Origin of the sequence: Peterkaempfera podocarpi (assembly GCF_042466665.1) — a bacterium.
GTDB classification, from domain to species: domain Bacteria; phylum Actinomycetota; class Actinomycetes; order Streptomycetales; family Streptomycetaceae; genus Peterkaempfera; species Peterkaempfera podocarpi.
This window is the reverse complement of record NZ_CP162102.1, coordinates 1,899,497-1,917,150: the sequence shown is the minus strand read 5'-3', so window position 1 is coordinate 1,917,150 and position 17,654 is coordinate 1,899,497. Positions and strand designations below refer to the sequence as shown.

Here is a 17,654-nt window from a genome sequence, read left to right as displayed (position 1 = left end):
CACAGGCCGACCCCGGCCGGGCAGCAGCCCGGCCGGGGTCGGCCGTCGTGCGGCGGGTGGAGCCGCGCGACCGGCCCTCCGTGGCACCTGCCGTGCACGCGCAGCCCGCAGCGGGGTGGGTCCGTCACTGCCTGGTGGCGGCGAGATAGCCGCGCCAGCCGCCGTGCGCGGTGATGTCCGGGGCGTCGCCCAGCGCGGCGGGTTCGCAGAGGAAACCGGGTACGCAGGAGCCGTCCGCGAGCCGCACCGGCCCCAGCGCCATCGGTGCGGGCAGGGCACAGAGCAGCGCGCCCAGCGAGGCCGCGGGGAGTTCCCAGACCTCGGCCTCCAGGGACGCTCCGCCGGTGGCGACCCGGACCAGCCCGGGCTTGGGCGGCACCGTGTCCAGCAGATGCATCCGGTACTCCGGGGCCGTGGTGGCGGCCGAGACCAGCCGCGCGCCCAGGGCCAGCAGCTGACCGTTGAGCGGCTGGCCGGTCAGATGGGCGCCGACCACGGCCAGCCGGGCCGGCGCAGGAGTGGTGAGCAGCCGGGCCACGGCCGCCAGCCGGTGCTCGGTGGCGGCCGGGCCGACCAGCATCACCCCGAACGGGCCCCCGCCGTCCACCCGGCCCGCCGGGACGGCCAGGGCGCAGAGGTCCAGCAGATTGGTGGAGTTGGTGAAGCGGCCCAGCCGGGCGTTGGCACCGAGCGGGTCGGCTGCCACCTCGGCGAGGGTGGGATGGCCGGGAGTGGTGGGCAGCAGCAGTGCGTCGGCGTCGCCAAGGGCGGCCATGGCCTCGCCGCGCAGTCGTTCCAGTTCCGCCAGATCGGCCAGCAGCCGGTGGGCGGGGATGTCGCGGGCCGCGGTGATGACCGCCGCGACGGTGGGGTCGAGCTCCGCCGTACCGATGTGTTTGTCGATAAAGTCACCCACGGCTGTGTAGCGCTCCGCCACAAAGGCGCCCCCGTAGAGCATCGCGGCCACCGTCGAGAACGGCTCCAGGTCCACCTCCACCAGGGACGCCCCCGCCACGGCCAGCCGCTCCGCGGCCGCCAGGAACGCCTGCGCCCAGCCGTCGTCCAGCTCGCCCAGCTGCGCCACCGGCGGCACCGCCACCCGCCACGGCCCCGGCCGCCGCACCGGAGCGGCCCGTACCCCGGCCGGATCCGCCAGCAGGGCGAACGCCTGCTCGGCGGCGTCCAGCGTGCGGGCGAAGACGCTGACGCAGTCCAGGCTGCGGCAGGCCGGCACCACGCCCTCGGCGGAGACCGCACCCCGGGTCGGCTTGAGGCCCACAATGCCGTTGAACGCGGCCGGCACCCGCCCCGACCCCGCCGTGTCGGTGCCCAGCGCCAGATCGGCGATCCCCAGCGCCACCGCCACCGCGGAACCGGAGCTGGAACCGCCGGCCACCCGCTGCGGATCGTGGACGCTGTGCACCGCCCCGTACGGACTGCGGGTGCCGACCAGCCCGGTGGCGAACTGGTCGAGGTTGGTGGTGCCCAGCACCACCGCCCCGGCCGCCCGCAGCCGCGCCACCGCCGGTGCGTCCCGCTCCGGCCGGTAGGCGTACGAGGGGCAGCCGGCCGTGGTGGGCAGCCCCGCCACATCGATGTTGCCCTTGACGGCCAGCACCGTGCCCGCCAGCGGCAGCCGCTCGCCCGCCGCCACCCGGGCATCCAGCCGCTGCGCCTCCGCCACCGCCTCCTCCAGGGGGCGCAGACCGATCCAGATCTCCGGCCGGGCCACCTGCTCATTGCGCCGGTAGGCCTCGCGGACCCGCTCCTCCACGCTGCCGGTCATGCGGCCTCCTCCTCGTCCAGCGCAGGTGCCAGGACCACCAGGGGAGCACCTGCGTCCACCTGGTCGCCGGGCCGCACCAGCACCTCGGTGACCACCCCGTCCTGGGGCGCCTCCACCGCCGACTCCATCTTCATGGCCTCCACCGCCAGCAGCGGCCGGCCCTGCTCCACCCGGTCCCCGACCGCCACCTGCACCTTCCAGACGCTCGCGGTGAACCGGGCGGTCACCACCGCTCCGCCCGCCGGCGCGTTGACCTGCTGCGGGGCGGCGGGCGCGGAGTCCGCCGCGTGTTCGGCCCGGGTGAACTCCCCGGCGTCCTCCCACGCCTGCCGCTCGGCGGCGAACGACGTCGCCTGCCGCTCCCGGAACGCCGCGATCTCCGAGGCGTTGTCGGCCAGGAACCGCAGATGGTCGGCGAGCGCGAACTCGCCCTCCTCCACCTTGAGCTCCAGCCGCCCGGCCGCCATGTCGGCCCGCATCTCCAGCAGCTCCTCGGCGCTCACCGGATACCAGCGGATCCGGTCGAAGAAGCGCAGCAGCCAGGGTGCCCCCGGCTGGAACGGGCCGCGCTGCTGCCAGCCCGACCACACCTGCACGGTGCGGCCGACGAACTGGTAGCCGCCGGGGCCCTCCATGCCGTAGACGCAGAGGTAGGCGCCGCCGATGCCCACCGAGTTCTCCGCGGTCCAGGTGCGGGCCGGGTTGTACTTGGTGGTGACCAGCCGGTGCCGTGGGTCCAGCGGGGTGGCCACGGGCGCTCCGAGGTAGACGTCGCCCAGCCCCAGCACCAGGTACTCGGCGTCGAAGACCGTGCGGTAGACGTCCTCCACCGACTCCAGGCCGTTGATCCGCCGGATGAACTCGATGTTCCAGGGGCACCAGGGCGCGTCGTCGCGTACGCCCGCCATATAGCGGGCGATGGCCTCCCGGGTCGCCGGGTCGTCCCAGGAGAGCGGCAGATGCACGGTGCGGCTGGGCACCCGCAGCTCGCCGGTGGGGGGCAGCTCCGCCTCCACCTGGCGCACCGCGTCCAGCAGCCGGCCGACCGGCAGCACCTCAGGGTCGGTGTGCACCTGGAGCGAGCGGATGCCGGGGGTCAGGTCCCGTACGCCCGGCAGCCGTTCTGCGGCCAGCCGCTCGGCCAGGGCGTGCACCCGCATCCGCAGGGCCAGGTCCAGCTGCATCGGCCCGTACTCGACCAGCAGATTGTCGTCGCCGCTGCGCCGGTAGGTGACGCTCGGCCGGCCGGCGGTCTCCGGCAGCCGGGCCAGCACTCCGCCGTCGCCGACCGGAGGCCGGCAAGCCATCGGCGCGGCGGCGGGGGAGTGGCGCAGTGCGGCGGCGGCCTCCAGGGTGACCGGGACGAACCGCACGCTGTCCCCGGGCCGCAGCTGGCCCAGCTTCCACCGCTGCCCGGTGACCACGGTGGCGGGGCAGACGAAGCCGCCCAGCGACGGACCGTCAGGTCCCAGCAGCACCGGCATGTCCCCGGTGTAGTCGACGGCGCCGACGGAGTACGGGGTGTCATGGATGTTGGAGGGGTGCAGCCCGGCCTCGCCGCCGTCGGTGCGCGCCCAGGCGGGCCGCGGGCCCACCAGCCGCACCCCGGTGCGGGCGCTGTTGAAGTGCACCTTCCAGTCCGCGGCGTAGAACTCCTCGATGTCCGCCTCGGTGAAGAACTCCGGGGCGGCGTGCGGCCCCTCCGCGGCGCCGATCTCCCAGCGGTCGGTGAAGGCCGGCCGCAGCTGCGGCGGTACGCACCCGGCGCCGGACCGGACCGCCCCGCCGTGCAGCACATCCCCGGCGCGCAGCGCCCGTCCGCCGTGGCCGCCGAAGCCGCCCAGGGTGAAGGTGGCGGCGCTGCCCAGGAAGTCCGGTACCTCCAGGCCGCCCGCCACCAGCAGATAGCTGCGCAGCCCCGCGGCCTCCGGCGCCGCGATGTCCAGTACGGACCCGGCCGGCACCTGCACGGCCTCCCACTGCGGCACGGGTGCGCCGTCCAGGGTGACCCGCACCGGGGCGCCGGTGACACAGACGGTGGCCGCCGCGGTGAAGCGCAGCGCCGGCCCCTCCAGGGTGCACTCCAGTCCGGGGGCGCCCTCGGGGTTGCCGAGTGCCGTGTTGCCCAGCCGGAAGGAGAGGTCGTCCATCGGCCCGCAGGGCGGCACGCCCACATGCCAGTAGCCGGTGCGGCCCGGCCAGTCCTGCACGGTGGTGAGGGTCCCGGCGCGGACCACCTCGATCCGCGCGGTGGGGTCGGCGATCCCGGCGAGGGTGGCGGTGGTGTGCCCGGCGTCGCGTACCAGGGGGTCCGCGGCGGCGGCCCGCAGCAGTCCGAGGTTGGTCTCGATGCCGTCGACCCGGGTCTGCGCGAGGGCGCTGTCCAGCCGGTCCAGGGCGTCCCCGCGGTCCTCGCCGTGCACCACCACCTTGGCCAGCAGCGGGTCATAGGCGGTGGTGACCTCGGTGCCGGTCTCCACCCAGGAGTCCGTCCGCACCCCCTCGGGGAGGACGACCCGGGTGATCCGGCCGGCGCTCGGCCGGTGGCCGTCGGAGGGGTCCTCCGCATAGACGCGGGCCTCCACTGCGTGGCCGTGCGGGGCGGGCGGTTGCCGGACCACCGAGCGGTCGCCCTGGGCCAGCCGCAGCATCCACTCCACCAGGTCGACGCCGTAGATCGCCTCGGTGACCGGGTGCTCCACCTGGAGGCGGGTGTTGACCTCCAGGAAGTACGCCTCCTCGCGGGCGGCGTCATAGACGTACTCCACGGTCCCGGCCGAGCGGTAGTCCACCGAGGCGCAGAGTGCGGTGGCGGAGGCGGCCAGCCGGTTCCGTACGGCAGCGGGCAGACCGGGGGCGGGGGCCTCCTCCAGGACCTTCTGGTTGCGGCGCTGCAGCGAGCAGTCCCGGTCGCCGAGGGTGACGACCCGGCCGGTGCCGTCGCCGAAGACCTGCACCTCGACATGGCGGGCCCGCTCCACCAGCCGCTCCAGGAAGAGACCGGAGGTGGCGAAGGACGCGGCCGCGGTGCGCTGCACCTGCTCCCAGGCGACGGCCAGCTCGGCGGGGGTGCGGCAGGCGCGCATGCCGATGCCGCCCCCGCCGCCGGTGGCCTTGAGCATCACCGGGTAGCCGATGTCCTCGGCGGCGGCCAGTGCCGTCTCCAGATCGGGGAGCAGACCGGTGCCCGGTGCCAGGGGTACCCCCGCCGCCTCGGCGGCGGCCCGTGCGGTGTGCTTGGCGCCGAAGACCTCCAGCTGGCCGGGGGTCGGGCCGACGAAGGCCAGCCCGGCGGCCTCCACCTCGCGGGCGAAGCCGGCGTCCTCGGAGAGGAAGCCGTAGCCGGGGTGGACGGCGCCCGCGCCGCTGTCCAGTGCGGCCCGCAGCACCAGGTCGGTCCTCAGATAACTGGCCTTGGCAGCCGCGGGACCCAGACGCACCGCATGGTCGGCGAGCCGCACATGGGGCGCCGACCGGTCGGGGTCGGAGAAGACGGCCACCGTACGGATGCCGAGGCGGCGGGCGGTGCGGATGATCCGGGCGGCGATCTCGCCGCGGTTGGCGACCAGCAGGGTGTCGAAGGTCATCGCCGCTCAGCCCTCGGGCTCGGTGACGGTCATCCGCACCGGGGTCGGGTCGAAGCCGTTGCAGGGGTTGTTGATCTGCGGGCAGTTGGAGACCAGCACCAGCACATCGGCCTCCGCCCGCAGGGTGACCCGCAGGCCGGGGGCGGAGATGCCGTCCACGATCCCCAGGGTGCCGTCGGCCTCCACGGGGACATTCATGTACCAGTTGATGTTGGGCACCAGATCGCGCTTGCCCAGGCCCCAACGGGCGCCCTCGGCAAGGAAGTTCTCCACACAGGCGTGCTGCGCCCAGGTGTGGTGGCCGTAGCGCAGGGTGTTGGACTCCTTGCTGCAGGCGCCGCCGATGGTGTCATGGCGGCCGCAGGTGTCCTCCACCACCGTCATCAGCGGGGTGTGCTCACTGGACATCAGCACACTGCCGGTGGTGAGGAAGAGCGAGCCCTGGGCCTGGAGGGTGTCCGGGGCGCTGTAGCGGACCGAGGTGTCATGGGCGTCGTACAGCAGGCAGTCCACCGCCTGGTTGCCGCCCAGGTCGGTGATGGTGAGCAGCTGTCCGCGGTGCACCACCGCCGACCAGGGGGCGCGGGCGGGGACGGTCTGGTCCAGCACGGTGCGGCCGGCCGTGGTGGTGGTGGCGGTCATGCGATCCCCCTGGCGGTGAGGTGGTCGGCGGTGTTGAGGAAGGCGCGGCGGCCTTCGGGGGTGGCGTCCCAGAGGGGTTCGCCCGGGCGGGTGGGCGCTCCGGCCCGGGCGTGCACCTCCAGCGGGGTGCAGCGGTAGTCGGGGCGCGGGTCCAGCGGGTGCGGCACATTGGCGATCAGCACGGTGAGCGGCATCTCCGCGCGCAGGGTGACGCTGGCGCCGGGGCAGACCGAGCCGGTGAACTCCAGCGAGCCGTCGGCCGTCGCCCGGACGCCCTGGAAGAAGGAGATCCCGGGAGGCAGGTCACGGGCGTCCATGCCGTGTTTGGCGGCGGCCAGCCGCAGCAGCTCCCGCCCGGCGGGGGTGGGGCCGTGGGCGCTGCCGTCGCCGTAGCGTGCGGTGTTGCGGAGGGCGGTGGAGGTGCCGCAGAGCAGGTCGTGCCGCCCGGAGTCGTCGGCGGTCAGGGAGGCGAGCACCCTGCCCTGGTCGGAGAGGAGCAGGGTGCCGGCGCCGGGATAGGCGTTCCACTGCACCTTGGCGGTGTCGGCGGTGCTGAGCCGCTCCCAGCTGCGGTCGGCGGAGTAGAGCAGCAGATGGGCGCAGGCGTCGCCGTCGCGGTCGGTGAGCCGCAGCTCGCTGCCGCGGGCCAGGACCTTGTGGGTGCAGCTGCCGCCGGCGACCGTCTCCGCCCACAGCGCGCCGTCGGGTGCGGGGAGTTGTGGCATGCAGTCGACGGCGGTGCCGCCCTGGGCGCGGGCGTGGTCCCGGGCCGCGCGGGTGGTCGCGGTGGATCCGGTCGGGGCGGTCATGCTGCCTCCTGCCGTGGGGGCGGGTAATTTCTGTCGCTCGACAGAAATTAGGACCGGGCCGGGTCCGCGCTGTTGCCCGTGCGTTGCGGCCGGGTTACGGAGTGCTCACTGTGCCGGGCGTGTGCGAGGATCCCGGGGTGGTCGCAGTCGCGGGAAGCAGCAGGGGAGTGGGCCGTCCGCGTGCCCAGGGGCCGTCGCGCAGCGGGCGGACGACCCGTCAGGACGTGCTGACGGCGGCGGCCGAGCTGTTCACCACGCTCGGCTACTCCGCCACCTCCACCCGTGCCGTCGCCGAGCGTGCGGGACTGCGGCAGGCGTCGCTCTACCACCACTTCGCCGGCAAGGAGGACATCCTCGCCGCGCTGCTGGAGAGCACCGTGCAGCCCTCGCTGGAGCTGGCCCGCCGGCTGGCGACCGAGCGCGGCGCCGCCCCGGCGGGGCGCCTCTGGGCGCTCTGCCGGGCCGACGCCGCGCTGCTGGCCGGTGGACCGTACAACCTCGGGGCGCTCTATCTGCTGCCCGAGGTACGGGCGGAACGATTCGCCGGGTTCCACCGGCTGCGTGCCGAACTCAAGCAGTACTACGCCGATCTGCTGCTGGCGGCCGGGTCGGCGGCGGCCGATCCGGTGGTCCGGGCGGACCTGGTCTTCGGTCTGGTGGAGAGTGTCATCCTGCTCCGCCGGGAGACCCCGGAGCGGGATCCGGACCGGCTCGCCGACGCCACGGCCGATGCGGCCCTGCGGATCGCCGGCTGCGGGGAGTCCCGGCTTGCCGCCGTACGCGACGAGGGCCGCACGCTGCTCTGACCGGACGGTGCTGCCGTAGACGCCGTCCGGCGGCGCTGCCGCAGACGCCGTCCGGCGGTGCGGGGACTGCGCGGCGGCCGTGGAGGTGCTGTGCCTCGCGCGCAGCCCCGTGCCGCGACGGTCGGGGGTCGCCCGGCCGGTGCGGCTGACGGTCCGTGGGGTGCCGTGTGCAGCGCCTGTGCCCGGTCGGGGGTCTGGGGCCTGGGGGTCCGGGGTCTGGGGGTCTGGGGTCTGGGGTCAGGACCGGCGGCGGCGGACGGCGGCGTAGGCGACGGCGCCCAGCAGCAGCGCACCGGCGAGCACCAGCACGGTGAACCACTGCAGATACCAGTGGCCGCCCTGCGGGTCGTAGACCTCGGCCCGGGGCCAGGCGAGGTTGACGGCCATCGCCAGGCCGAAGAGCAGCGCCACGGCATTGACGGGCAGGCCCCAGCGGCCCAGGGTGAACAGCGGCCGGCCGCGTTCGTCGGTGCCGTCGGCGGTGGTGTGCCAGTCTCCGCGCAGCCTGCGGAGCAGCATGGGCCCGGTGACCATCGCATAGGCGAGGTAGACCAGCACGATGCAGGTGGTGCCCAGGGCCAGATAGGCCTCGGGCGAGGCTAGGTTGAGCAGCAGGGCGGCGGCGGCCAGGACGCCGACCGCCACGGCGGGGGCGGTGGGCATCCCGCTGCGCGGGGAGACCGCAGCCAGCCGGCGGGACCAGGGCAGGGCGCCGTCGCGGGCCATGGAGAAGACCATCCGGGCCCCGGCGGTCTGGATCGCCAGGGTGGCCACGCAGACCGCGAGGGCGACGTCCGCGAGCAGCACCCGGCCGAGGCTGCCGCCGAAGCGGCTGGTCAGCACATAGGACAGCCCCTCGGAGGCCAGTCGTCCGTCGGTGAGGCTCGGTGCGGCGACCAGGCCGCCGAGGAGCAGCAGGCCGCCGGCGGCGCCGGCGGCCGACAGTGCGGTGAGGATGGTGCGCGGTGCGGTGCGCCGCGGGTTGCGGGTCTCCTCGGACATCTCGCCTGCGCTGTCGAAGCCGACCATCACATAGGCGGCGGAGAACGAGGCGACCAGGAAGAGTCCGAGGTAGCCGCCGGAGCCGGCGGATCCGGTGTGCATCACCACGCCGGGGCCGCGGTCGCCGTGGGTGAGCAGCAGTACGGCCATCACGGCCACTCCGACGAGTTCGGCGGTCACTCCGATGCTGCTGACCACGGCCATGATCCGGATGTCCAGCACATTGACCACGGTGGTGACGGCGAGCAGGATCACGCCGAGCACCGCCGCGTTGGCCGCGCCGGTGGGGGTCAGGGGGAGGGGTCGCCGCCGGTGAGCTGGAAGCCGGACCACAGGGGTGGCAGTACCACCTGGAGGGCCAGTGCGGCGGCCGAGACCACCACGATCTGGCCCAGCACCATCAGCCAGCCGGCGAGCCAGCCGAAGGCGGCGCCGCTCAGCCGGGTCGACCACTGGTAGATGGCGCCGGAGAGGGGGTAGCGGGCGGCGAGTTCGGCGAAGCAGGCGGCTACGGCGAGCTGGCCGGCGAAGACGACGGGCCAGGTCCAGAAGAACGCCGGGCCGCCGAAGGAGTAGCCGAAGGCGAAGAACTGGAAGACGGTGGTGAGCACCGAGATGAAGGAGAAGCCGGCGGCGAAGGAGGCGTAGCGTCCCATCCGCCGGTGGAGCTGCTGGCGGTAGCCGAAGGCGGCGAGGGTGGTGCTGTCGGTGTCCTGGAGGTGTTCGGCTGCGACGGTGGGCGGCGGGACGGTGGTGAGGGCGGGGCCGTGCTCGGACATGGTCGTCCCCTGTCTTGGATGTCTCCTGGGCGGAGATCTGGCGGGGCGACAGGAGGCGGCGGAGCGGCCGCGGGTGGCAGCAGGGAACCGGGTGTGTGTTGCAGCGGTGCCAACGGTGCGTTACATCCTGGAAAACCGGTGTGCGGGGCGTCCGGTGAGGACCGTCTAACCCGTGTGTGACGTCGGCGTCACGCGGGGGAAACGGAGGGTCCCTAATTTCTGTCGGGCGACAGGAATCCACTGAAGCAGCATCGCGGACACGGCGGAGCGGCCGTGTCCGCCCGTATCCGGGTCCGCCGGTGGCGTGCCCGTTCAGGTCGGCGGCAGACCGTCAGGCGGCGGACCGTCAGGCGGCAGACCGTCAGGCGGTCGCCCACAGCGCCGCGACGGCTGCCACGACCGCTGTCACGGCCAGCAGGGCGCTGGTCGCGATGAAGCGGGTGAGCGGCACGCGTACGTTCTGTGCCCGGCAGCGCTCGAACCAGAGCAGTGTCGCCAGTGAGGCCCAGGGGGTGACCAGTGCGCCCGCGTTGGTGCCGATGAGCAGCGCCAGCAGCCGGTCGCGGCCGGCGTCGGGCAGCGCGGACTCGCCGGCCAGATAGGCGGGCAGATTGTTGATCACATTGGACAGGCCCGCGCCCACCCCTGCGGTGCGCAGCAGCCCGCCGAGGCCTGAGCCGCCGCCCATCAGCGACTCCAGCAGCCGCAGGCCGTGCACCCGCAGGGTCTCCACCACCAGGAAGAGGCCGGGTACGAAGGCCAGCAGCCGCCAGGGGACCAGTTCCGGGCGCAGCATGTCGCGGCGGCGTACCGAGAAGGCGGCCACCGCCACGGCTGCTGCCGCCGAGGAGGCCGCCCACAGGGGAACGTCCAGTACCAGGACGGCGGCGAGGAAGGCGGCGCAGGTGAGGCCGCAGATCCGGTAGAGCAGCGGGTCGGCGGGCCTGCGGCGTTCGGGGGCGCGGTAGCGGTCGGCGTCGCGCAGCCCCCGCCGCCAGTAGCAGAGCCACAGGCAGGCCATGGTTGCGGCGATCGCCGCCAGCTGGGGTGCCCACATCCGGGCGGCCAGGCCGGTGGGGGTGAGGGAGACCTTCTCGGCGGCCAGCAGATTGGTGAGGTTGGAGACCGGCAGCAGCAGGCTGGCGGTGTTGGAGAGCCACACCGTGGTCATGGCGAGCGGCAGCGGGGCGATGCCCACGCGGGATGCGAGGGCCAGCATCACCGGGGTGAGCAGCACGGCTGTGGTGTCCAGGTTGAGCACCACGGTGGTCAGCGAGGCGAAGCCGACGCAGAGCAGGAAGAGCCGCGGGTAGCTGCCGCCTGCCACCCGTGCGATGCGGCCGGCCAGTACGTCGAACACCTCGGCCTCCGAGGTGAGTTCGGCGAGCACGATGACGGTGCCGAGGAAGGGCAGCAGTGGCGCGATGCGCCGCAGGACGTCCTCGGCCTGGCCGGTGGGGAGCAGTCCGGTGACGACGAAGAGCAGGCCGAAGGCCAGCAGGGCCACCGCCACCAGGTCGAGCGGATGCAGCCGCTTGAGTTGACGCACGGATTCACACTTCCACAGTCGGCCTGCCGGTCTGCGCCGGTGGCGCGGCCGGGTTCGCGGGTTCCCCCGGGGGGTTCAGCCGGCGAGTGCGGCCAGCAGCCGGTGGAGTGATCCGCCCAGGCCCCAGCGTTCGGAGAGCTCCTCCAGGGTCATGGGGTCGCGGGGCTCGCGGGGCAGCGCGGGGTCGAAGTCGGGGAGCGGGGCGTCGTCGGCGACCCTGACGACGCGGGGTGCCACCGCCAGGTAGCCGCGGCCCTCGTGAAGGCGTTTGCGCTGGGTGGGGGTGAGGGCGGAGCCGGGGTCGTCGGCGGCCGCCAGGATCTGCGCCAGGCTGCCGTAGGAGGCCAGCAGTCGCGCGGCGGTCTTCTCGCCGACTCCGGCGACGCCGGGCAGGCCGTCGCTGGGGTCGCCGCGCAGTACGGCCATGTCGGCGTAGTGGCCGCCGTCGACGCCGTACTTCTCGTGCAGCAGTGCGTCGTCGGTGGACTGGAGGGTGCCCATGCCCTTGACCGGGTAGAGCACCCGGATCGCGCGGGTGTCGTCGACCAGCTGGAAGAGGTCCCGGTCGCCGGTGACGACGTCCACGGGGCCGCGGGCCTGTGCGGTGAGGGTGCCGATCACATCGTCCGCCTCATAGCCGGGGGATCCGACCCGGGCGATGCCGACGGCGTCCAGGACCTGCTCGATCACCGGGATCTGCGGGCCGAGGGCGTCGGGGACCTCCTCCTCGCCGGGTTCGGCGGGCGGTGAGGGTGCCAGGCGGTGGGTCTTGTAGGAGGGGATGAGGTCCACCCGCCACTGGGGACGCCAGTCGGCGTCCATACAGGCCACCAGGTGGTCGGGGGAGTGGTCGGTGACCAGCCGGGCGATGAAGTCCAGCAGGCCCCGTACGGCGTTCACCGGTACGCCGTCGGGGGACTTCAGCGACTCGGGTACGCCGAAGTAGGCGCGGAAGTAGAGCGAGGCGCTGTCCAGGAGCATCAGCCGGGGAGTGGTCACGGACCCAGCATGCCGTATGGGGAACCCGTCGGCGGGCACCGGCGCCGCGGCCCGCTGCTGAGGGTCCATCAGATGTCCCGGGCGGTGGCGATCAGGGCGTAGCGCTCGTCCTGCACGGGTCCGCCCCAGAGGTCGAGGTCGTCGCTGAGCGGCTCCGTGCGGACATGGGCCGTCAGCGGGCGGACCGCGGCGGCGAGGTCGGCCGCGCCGATCCCGCCGTGCCAGGGCAGGGACGTCGCCGGGGCGGCGTAGGGGGTCTCGGACTCCGGCGCCGGGTGCCAGCGGCCCTCGACCAGCACCAGTCTGCCGCCCGGCTGCAGTCTGGCGACCCACTGCCGCAGCGCCTGCTGGGGATCGGGGAGCGTCCAGAGCAGGTGTCGGGCCAGCACGGCGTGGAACCGCCGGCCGCCGGTCGGTGGGGCGGCCGCGTCGCCGAGCAGGACGTGTGCTTCGAGGCCGGCTGCGGTGAGTTTGTGCCGGGCGCGCTCGACCATGCGCGGTGCCAGGTCGACGCCGGTCACCCGGTGTCCGGACCGGGCGAGCAGCAGGGAGAGCGATCCGGTGCCGCAGCCGACGTCCAGCACATCCGCCGGCCCGCCCGGTATCCACGCCTGCAGCCGCCGCTGCCAGGCCCTGCGGGTGTGCTCGGCGTGCAGCCCGTGGTCGGGTGCGTCGTCGAAGGATGCGGCGACGTCGTCCCAGTAGGCGGCGATGGCGGTGGAGTGGTCGTCCATGGGCGGCATCGTCGCAGCCGCCACTGACAGTCCCGGGTCGGCTCCGTGCCGTGGCTGCCAACATATGGCCGATATGTGCTGCTTGCCGGGATATTCAGGACAATTCGCCAAAGCGGAAGCGATGATTCCGTGACGGTCGCCACAGTCGGGTTTGTGTACGCACCAAGGCCGGGTAGCCGGTCGCGGAAGCAACTGCGGCGCCCGTACGACGGTGCTGCGAGATCGAGAGGTACCTGTGTCCCTGCTGGAAGCAGACCATCTGTTCAAGGTTTTCGGGAGGCGGCCCGAGCGGGCCGTCGAGCGGCTGCGTTCGGGTTCCGACCGCGAGGCGCTGCGCGAGGACGGCGCCACCGCCGCCGTCGTCGACGCCTGCTTCGAGGTCGGTGAGGGAGAGATCTTCGTCATCATGGGCCTGTCCGGATCGGGCAAGTCCACCCTGCTGCGGATGCTCAACGGGCTCTCCGAGCCCACCGCCGGGCGGGTGCTCTTCGACGGGCAGGACCTGACCGCGCTGCGCGACCGGGAGCTGCGCTCGGTGCGCTCCCATCGCATCAGCATGGTCTTCCAGCACTTCGCGCTGTTTCCGCACCGCACCGTGCTGGAGAACGCCGGCTACGGCCTGGAGCAGCAGGGCCTGCCCCGCGAGGAGCGCAACCGCCGCGCCGCCGAGGCGCTGGAGCTGGTGGGCCTCGGGGAGTGGAAGGACTCCTGGCCGGACGAGCTCTCCGGCGGTATGCAGCAGCGGGTCGGCCTGGCCAGGGCGCTGGCCACCGACGCGGACCTGCTGCTGATGGACGAGTCCTTCAGCGCGCTGGACCCGCTGATCCGCCGGGAGATGCAGGAGCAGCTGCTCCAGCTCCAGCAGCAGCTGCGCAAGTCCATCGTCTTCATCACCCACGACCTCAACGAGGCCATGCGGCTCGGCGACCGGATCGCGGTGATGCGCGACGGCCGTATCGTCCAGCAGGGCACCCCTGCCGAGATCGTGCTCTCCCCGGCCGACGACTATGTCGCCGCCTTCGTCGAGGACGTGGACCGCGACCGGGTGCTGGGCCGTACAGCGGTCCGCCCGGTGGGCGGCCCGGCCGGCGCGGAGAAGGAGGTGCCGCAGGCCCGGAGGGACGCCGATGTCGGCGGGAGGGCGGTGAAGCATGGCTAGGATCCCGCTCGGTGACTGGGTGGAGCACGGCGTCAACTTCCTCCGTGACCACTTCCAACCCCTCTTCGACGGCGTCACCACCGTCGTCTCCGGAATGTACGACGGTGTGGACGCCGTACTGGGCGCCCCGCAGCCGCTGCTGCTGGCAGGCATCCTCGCGGTGCTGGCGCTCTGGCTGAGAGGCCCGCTGGCGGCGCTGCTCTCCTTCGCCGGGCTGGCACTGATCGACTCGGTCCAGCAGTGGGACGAGGCCATGTCCACGCTCTCCCTGGTGCTGGTGGCCAGCGCGATCACGGTGCTGCTGGCCGTGCCGCTGGGCATCTGGGCGGCCCGCTCCGGCAAGGTGAGCGCCGCGCTGCGCCCGGTGCTCGACCTGATGCAGACCATGCCGGCCTTCGTCTATCTCATCCCCGGGATCTTCTTCTTCGGCGTCGGCCAGGTCCCCGGCATCATCGCCACCATCGTCTTCTCCATGCCCCCCGGCGTGCGGATGACCGAGCTGGGCATCCGTCAGGTGGACGGCGAGCTGGTGGAGGCCGCCGAGGCGTTCGGCACCACCCCCCGCCGCACCCTGCTGGGTGTGCAGCTGCCGCTGGCCCTTCCGACCATCATGGCCGGCGTCAACCAGGTGATCATGCTGGCGCTCTCCATGGTGGTGATCTCCGGCATGGTCGGCGGCGGCGGCCTGGGCGCCTCCGTCTTCACCGCCATCAGCCAGGTCGACATCGGCCTGGGCTTCGAGGGCGGCATCGCGGTCGTCATCCTCGCCATGTACCTGGACCGGATGACCGGTGCACTGGGCCGCCGGGTCTCCCCGCTGGGCCGCCGCGCCCTGGCGCGCGAGCACACCGGCAGCCGTTCCGTGGTGCTGCGCTACCGGCCGAGCACCGCGGTCGCCGGCGCGGCCGTGGTGGCCCTCGCCCTGGTCGCCGGCGGCCTGCAGACCTTCGGCGGCACCCAGTCCGAGGATGTCGCGCTGCCGGCCGGCCATGACGTCGGGCACGGCCGCACGGTGGACATCGGCTACATCAACTGGGACGAGGGGGTCGCCGCCACCTTCCTGTGGAAGGAGGTGCTGGAGCAGCGCGGCTACCGGCCCCGGCTGCAGAACATGGACGTGGGCGCGCTCTACACCGGCATGGCGTCCGGCAAGGTCGACGTCGAGCTGGACTCCTGGCTGCCGGTCACCCACGCCGACTACTGGAAGCGGTACCGCTCCAGCCTCACCGACCTCGGCTCCTGGTACGGGAAGACCTCGCTGGAGATCAGCGTGCCCTCCTACGTCAAGGACGTGCACTCGCTGGCCGACCTCAAGGGACGCGCCAAGGAGTTCGGCGGGCGGATCATCGGCATCGAGCCGGGCGCCGGCGAGATGAAGCTGCTGGACTCCCGCGTGCTGCCCGGCTACGGCCTGGACAAGGAGTACCAGCTCACCACCGGCAGCACCGCGGGGATGCTCGCCCAGCTGGAGCGGTCGGTCCGGGCCAAGGAGCCGGTGGCGGTGGTGCTGTGGTCGCCGCACTGGGCCTACAGCAAGTACCCGCTGACCAAGCTGACCGACCCCAAGGGCCTGTTCGGCAAGGGCGACGGCATCCACACCCTGGCCAACAAGTCCTTCCCGGCGCAGTTCCCGACGGTCTCGCGGTGGATGAAGGACTTCAAGCTCAGCGAGCAGCAGCTCGGCGGTCTCGAACAGGCCATCCACGACGCGGGCCAGGGCCATGAGGAGCAGGGTGTGCGCAGCTGGCTGAAGACCCAGCCCGGCCTCGTCGACCGGCTGGCGCCCGTCAGCGCCGGCTGACCGGCCACGTCCGGCTCGGACACCGTCGCAGGGGCGCGGTGAGCCGCGCGCCCGGCCCGCCGAGGAGGCGGGCCGGTGCGCGGCTCACCGCGCCCCTGGCGGTCACGGGGGGGTGCCCCTATGTCTTTGGTCAAGCTGCTCGGGTGTCTGGAACGATGTGCCCGTGCGTGCAGATGATCAGGTTGGCGAAGGTGTCTCCGCAGAGCTCGCGGGGTTTCTTCGGACTGCAGTCGACGGCCGACCGGCGAAGATCGTCCCTTGTGTGTGCGGGGAGTGCGGCGGCCGGGTGTTCTCCCTGCTCGTCAACGAGTCCGGAGCGGAACGGGAGTGCTCTGGGTGCGGCAGCCGTGCGTTCATCGCGGACAGCGCGGAGTACTGGAGCGAGGAGCACTGGGAGGACGACGAGCCCGGTGCGGCCGGCTGTCCGTGTGGAAGTGAGGAGTTCGAGGCGGCCGTTGCATTTTCCCTCGCTGGCGACGGATCGGTTCGCTGGGTGACCGTGGGCCTGCGATGCGCGCAGGACGGATTCGCCGGGGTGTATGCCGACTGGAAGATCGACTACAGCCCCGCGGATCACCGTTTGGGCATGGTCTAGTCCGCGCCAGGTTGAGATCTTTGGTGGCCCGGGGGCTCGGGTTTGCCGTGATAGTTCCGCGTTGGGTTCATGCGGCCAGAGCGACCGCCCTGGGCGGGCGGGACTCGTAGAAGGTGCCGTTGCGGAGCATGGCGAAGAGGACGTCGATGCGACGTCGGGCGAGCCGGAGGAGGGCTTGGGTGTGGGTCTTCCCGGCAGTGCGCTGGCGGTCGTAGTAGGTGCGGGAGATGGGATCGTGCAGGGCGGCGAACGCGGACAGGAACATGGCGCGTTTGAGCTGCCGGTTGCCGCGGTGGGGCGCGTGCTCGCCCTTGATTGAGGTCCCGGAGGTGCGGGTAACGGGCGCAAGGCCGGCGTAGGAGGCGAGGTGCCCGGCGGTGGCGAAGGTGCTGCCGTCGCCGATGGTGACCAGCAGGGTGGCACCTGTCCTGATGCCCACACCGGGCAGCGACATCAGGAGTTGGGAAAGAGGGTGGGTCTCCAGCAGGTCTTTGATCTGGGCTTCCAGGGTGCGGCGCTGGTCTAGGACGGCGGACAGTTGCCGTGCCAGGGAGGGAACGATGGTGGCTGCGGCGGCGGTGCCGGGTACCACCACGGTCTGTTCGTCGAGGGCGGCGAGGATGTCGGTGACGAGGCGCTCGGCCATTCGGGGCGCCAGCGGGCGGAGCCGGTCGGTGAGCTGGCGGCGTCTGGCCTTGCGGAGCTGGGCCGGAGAGCCGTAGCGCTCAAGCAGCCAGAGCACGGCAGGGTGCTGGACGCGCGGGCCCAGGACGCGTTCCAGGCTGGGGTGGATCTGGGTGAGCAGGCCCCGCAGTCGGTTGGAGATGCGGGTCGCCTCGCCGGCGAGGTCGTCATCGAAGCCGGCCAGCATCGCGAGTTCGGCGCTGGTCTCGTCCGTGGTCTCGATCGAGCGCAGGGTGTGCGGCATCGAGCGGGCGGTGTCGGCGATGACGAAGGCATCGCGGGCGTCGGTCTTGGCCTCTCCGGGGTAGAGGTCCGCTGCCCGGCGCATCGCGAGCCCGGGCAGGTAGGCAACCTCGCATCCGACGTCGCGGGCGACCGCGATGGGCAGCGCGCCGATGTTCGCGACCTGGTCGACGATCAACAGGACGGTGCCGAACTTCGCCTGGAGCTTGGTGAACAGGGCGCGTAGTTTCGGTTCACTGTTGGGCAGCTTTTTGTCGTGCACGGTCTTCCCGGCCGGCGTCAGTCCGTGGGCGTGGTGATCGCCCTTGCCGACGTCCATGCCCAGGAACACTCCGATACCGCTGGTGTCGTACACGTGCGTCCCCCAGGGATCGTGTCCGTCCCGGCCGTCCCTGCGGCACCGCACGCCGGCAACCACGTTACGCAGACCGTCCGCCCGTCACGGCCCCGGCGTTGCACCGGGCCAGGCGGCTGTCAGG

12 protein-coding genes and 1 pseudogene are annotated in these 17,654 nt (G+C 73.0%); 4 read left to right on the top strand and 9 right to left on the bottom strand.

What is annotated here, in order from left to right; all coding sequences use genetic code 11:
- Positions 1–124: 124 nt before the first annotated feature.
- Genes atzF through AB0761_RS08440 form a run of 4 tightly spaced genes read right to left on the bottom strand, consistent with a single transcriptional unit; the run spans position 125 to position 6,824 of the window.
- Positions 125–1,786 carry an allophanate hydrolase gene (gene atzF / locus AB0761_RS08455; RefSeq protein WP_377268346.1) on the bottom strand — a complete coding sequence of 554 codons (1,662 nt, stop codon included), beginning with the start codon at positions 1,784–1,786 and terminating at the stop codon, positions 125–127.
- Positions 1,783–5,373 carry an urea carboxylase gene (gene uca / locus AB0761_RS08450; protein WP_377268345.1) on the bottom strand — a complete coding sequence of 1,197 codons (3,591 nt, stop codon included), beginning with the start codon at positions 5,371–5,373 and terminating at the stop codon, positions 1,783–1,785. Before uca ends, atzF begins: the two co-directional genes overlap by 4 nt.
- Before the next feature lie 6 nt (positions 5,374–5,379).
- The gene (locus tag AB0761_RS08445; protein WP_377268344.1) at positions 5,380–6,015 is read right to left on the bottom strand and encodes an urea amidolyase associated protein UAAP2; all 636 of its coding nucleotides are present in this window, start codon (positions 6,013–6,015) and stop codon (positions 5,380–5,382) included.
- Positions 6,012–6,824: an urea amidolyase associated protein UAAP1 gene (locus tag AB0761_RS08440; protein ID WP_377268343.1), complete on the bottom strand. Its 813-nt coding sequence runs from the start codon at positions 6,822–6,824 to the stop codon at positions 6,012–6,014. The genes AB0761_RS08445 and AB0761_RS08440 overlap by 4 nt, the downstream gene beginning before the upstream one ends.
- A 137-nt stretch (positions 6,825–6,961) precedes the next feature.
- Between AB0761_RS08440 and AB0761_RS08435 the strand changes: the two genes are divergently transcribed.
- Complete coding sequence (locus AB0761_RS08435; protein WP_377268342.1) at positions 6,962–7,630, top strand: TetR/AcrR family transcriptional regulator; 669 nt, start codon at positions 6,962–6,964, stop codon at positions 7,628–7,630.
- A 237-nt stretch (positions 7,631–7,867) separates the two neighbouring features.
- Here the strand turns inward: AB0761_RS08435 and AB0761_RS08430 are convergent.
- The 4 genes and pseudogenes from AB0761_RS08430 to AB0761_RS08415 form a co-directional block, all read right to left on the bottom strand.
- Positions 7,868–9,411 (bottom strand): annotated as a pseudogene (locus tag AB0761_RS08430) (amino acid permease).
- Positions 9,412–9,772: 361 nt separating this feature from the next.
- Entirely contained in the window at positions 9,773–10,960 is a 1,188-nt protein-coding gene (locus tag AB0761_RS08425) for an SLC13 family permease (RefSeq protein ID WP_377268341.1), read from the bottom strand.
- Positions 10,961–11,035: 75 nt separating this feature from the next.
- Positions 11,036–11,941, bottom strand: a complete 906-nt coding sequence (locus AB0761_RS08420) for a 5'-3' exonuclease H3TH domain-containing protein (protein ID WP_377273973.1) — start codon at positions 11,939–11,941, stop codon at positions 11,036–11,038.
- An 86-nt stretch (positions 11,942–12,027) separates the two neighbouring features.
- A complete protein-coding gene (locus tag AB0761_RS08415; RefSeq protein WP_377268340.1) occupies positions 12,028–12,693 on the bottom strand; it encodes a class I SAM-dependent methyltransferase in 666 nt (221 codons plus the stop codon).
- A gap of 235 nt (positions 12,694–12,928) precedes the next feature.
- Between AB0761_RS08415 and AB0761_RS08410 the strand changes: the two genes are divergently transcribed.
- The 3 genes from AB0761_RS08410 to AB0761_RS08400 all read left to right on the top strand — a co-directional run bounded on the left by AB0761_RS08410 (position 12,929) and on the right by AB0761_RS08400 (position 16,248).
- Entirely contained in the window at positions 12,929–13,852 is a 924-nt protein-coding gene (locus AB0761_RS08410) for a glycine betaine/L-proline ABC transporter ATP-binding protein (RefSeq protein ID WP_377268339.1), read from the top strand.
- A complete protein-coding gene (locus AB0761_RS08405; protein WP_377268338.1) occupies positions 13,845–15,653 on the top strand; it encodes an ABC transporter permease/substrate binding protein in 1,809 nt (602 codons plus the stop codon). Before AB0761_RS08410 ends, AB0761_RS08405 begins: the two co-directional genes overlap by 8 nt.
- Before the next feature lie 286 nt (positions 15,654–15,939).
- Positions 15,940–16,248, top strand: a complete 309-nt coding sequence (locus tag AB0761_RS08400) for a hypothetical protein (protein ID WP_377268337.1) — start codon at positions 15,940–15,942, stop codon at positions 16,246–16,248.
- A gap of 67 nt (positions 16,249–16,315) precedes the next feature.
- Here the strand turns inward: AB0761_RS08400 and AB0761_RS08395 are convergent, their stop codons facing one another.
- Entirely contained in the window at positions 16,316–17,494 is a 1,179-nt protein-coding gene (locus tag AB0761_RS08395; RefSeq protein WP_377273972.1) for an IS110 family transposase, read from the bottom strand.
- Between the last annotated feature and the right edge of the window lie 160 nt (positions 17,495–17,654).

What these genes read in the sequence shown, in the direction of transcription:
- atzF (WP_377268346.1), bottom strand. Translation starts at nt 1,786, where the DNA reads ATGACCGGCAGCGTGGAGGAGCGGGTCCGCGAGGCCTACCGGCGCAAT.
- uca (WP_377268345.1), bottom strand. Translation starts at nt 5,373, where the DNA reads ATGACCTTCGACACCCTGCTGGTCGCCAACCGCGGCGAGATCGCCGCC.
- AB0761_RS08445 (WP_377268344.1), bottom strand. Translation starts at nt 6,015, where the DNA reads ATGACCGCCACCACCACCACGGCCGGCCGCACCGTGCTGGACCAGACC.
- AB0761_RS08440 (WP_377268343.1), bottom strand. Translation starts at nt 6,824, where the DNA reads ATGACCGCCCCGACCGGATCCACCGCGACCACCCGCGCGGCCCGGGAC.
- AB0761_RS08420 (WP_377273973.1), bottom strand. Translation starts at nt 11,941, where the DNA reads ATGCTCCTGGACAGCGCCTCGCTCTACTTCCGCGCCTACTTCGGCGTA.
- AB0761_RS08415 (WP_377268340.1), bottom strand. Translation starts at nt 12,693, where the DNA reads ATGGACGACCACTCCACCGCCATCGCCGCCTACTGGGACGACGTCGCC.
- AB0761_RS08405 (WP_377268338.1), top strand. Translation starts at nt 13,845, where the DNA reads ATGGCTAGGATCCCGCTCGGTGACTGGGTGGAGCACGGCGTCAACTTC.
- AB0761_RS08395 (WP_377273972.1), bottom strand. Translation starts at nt 17,494, where the DNA reads ATGGACGTCGGCAAGGGCGATCACCACGCCCACGGACTGACGCCGGCC.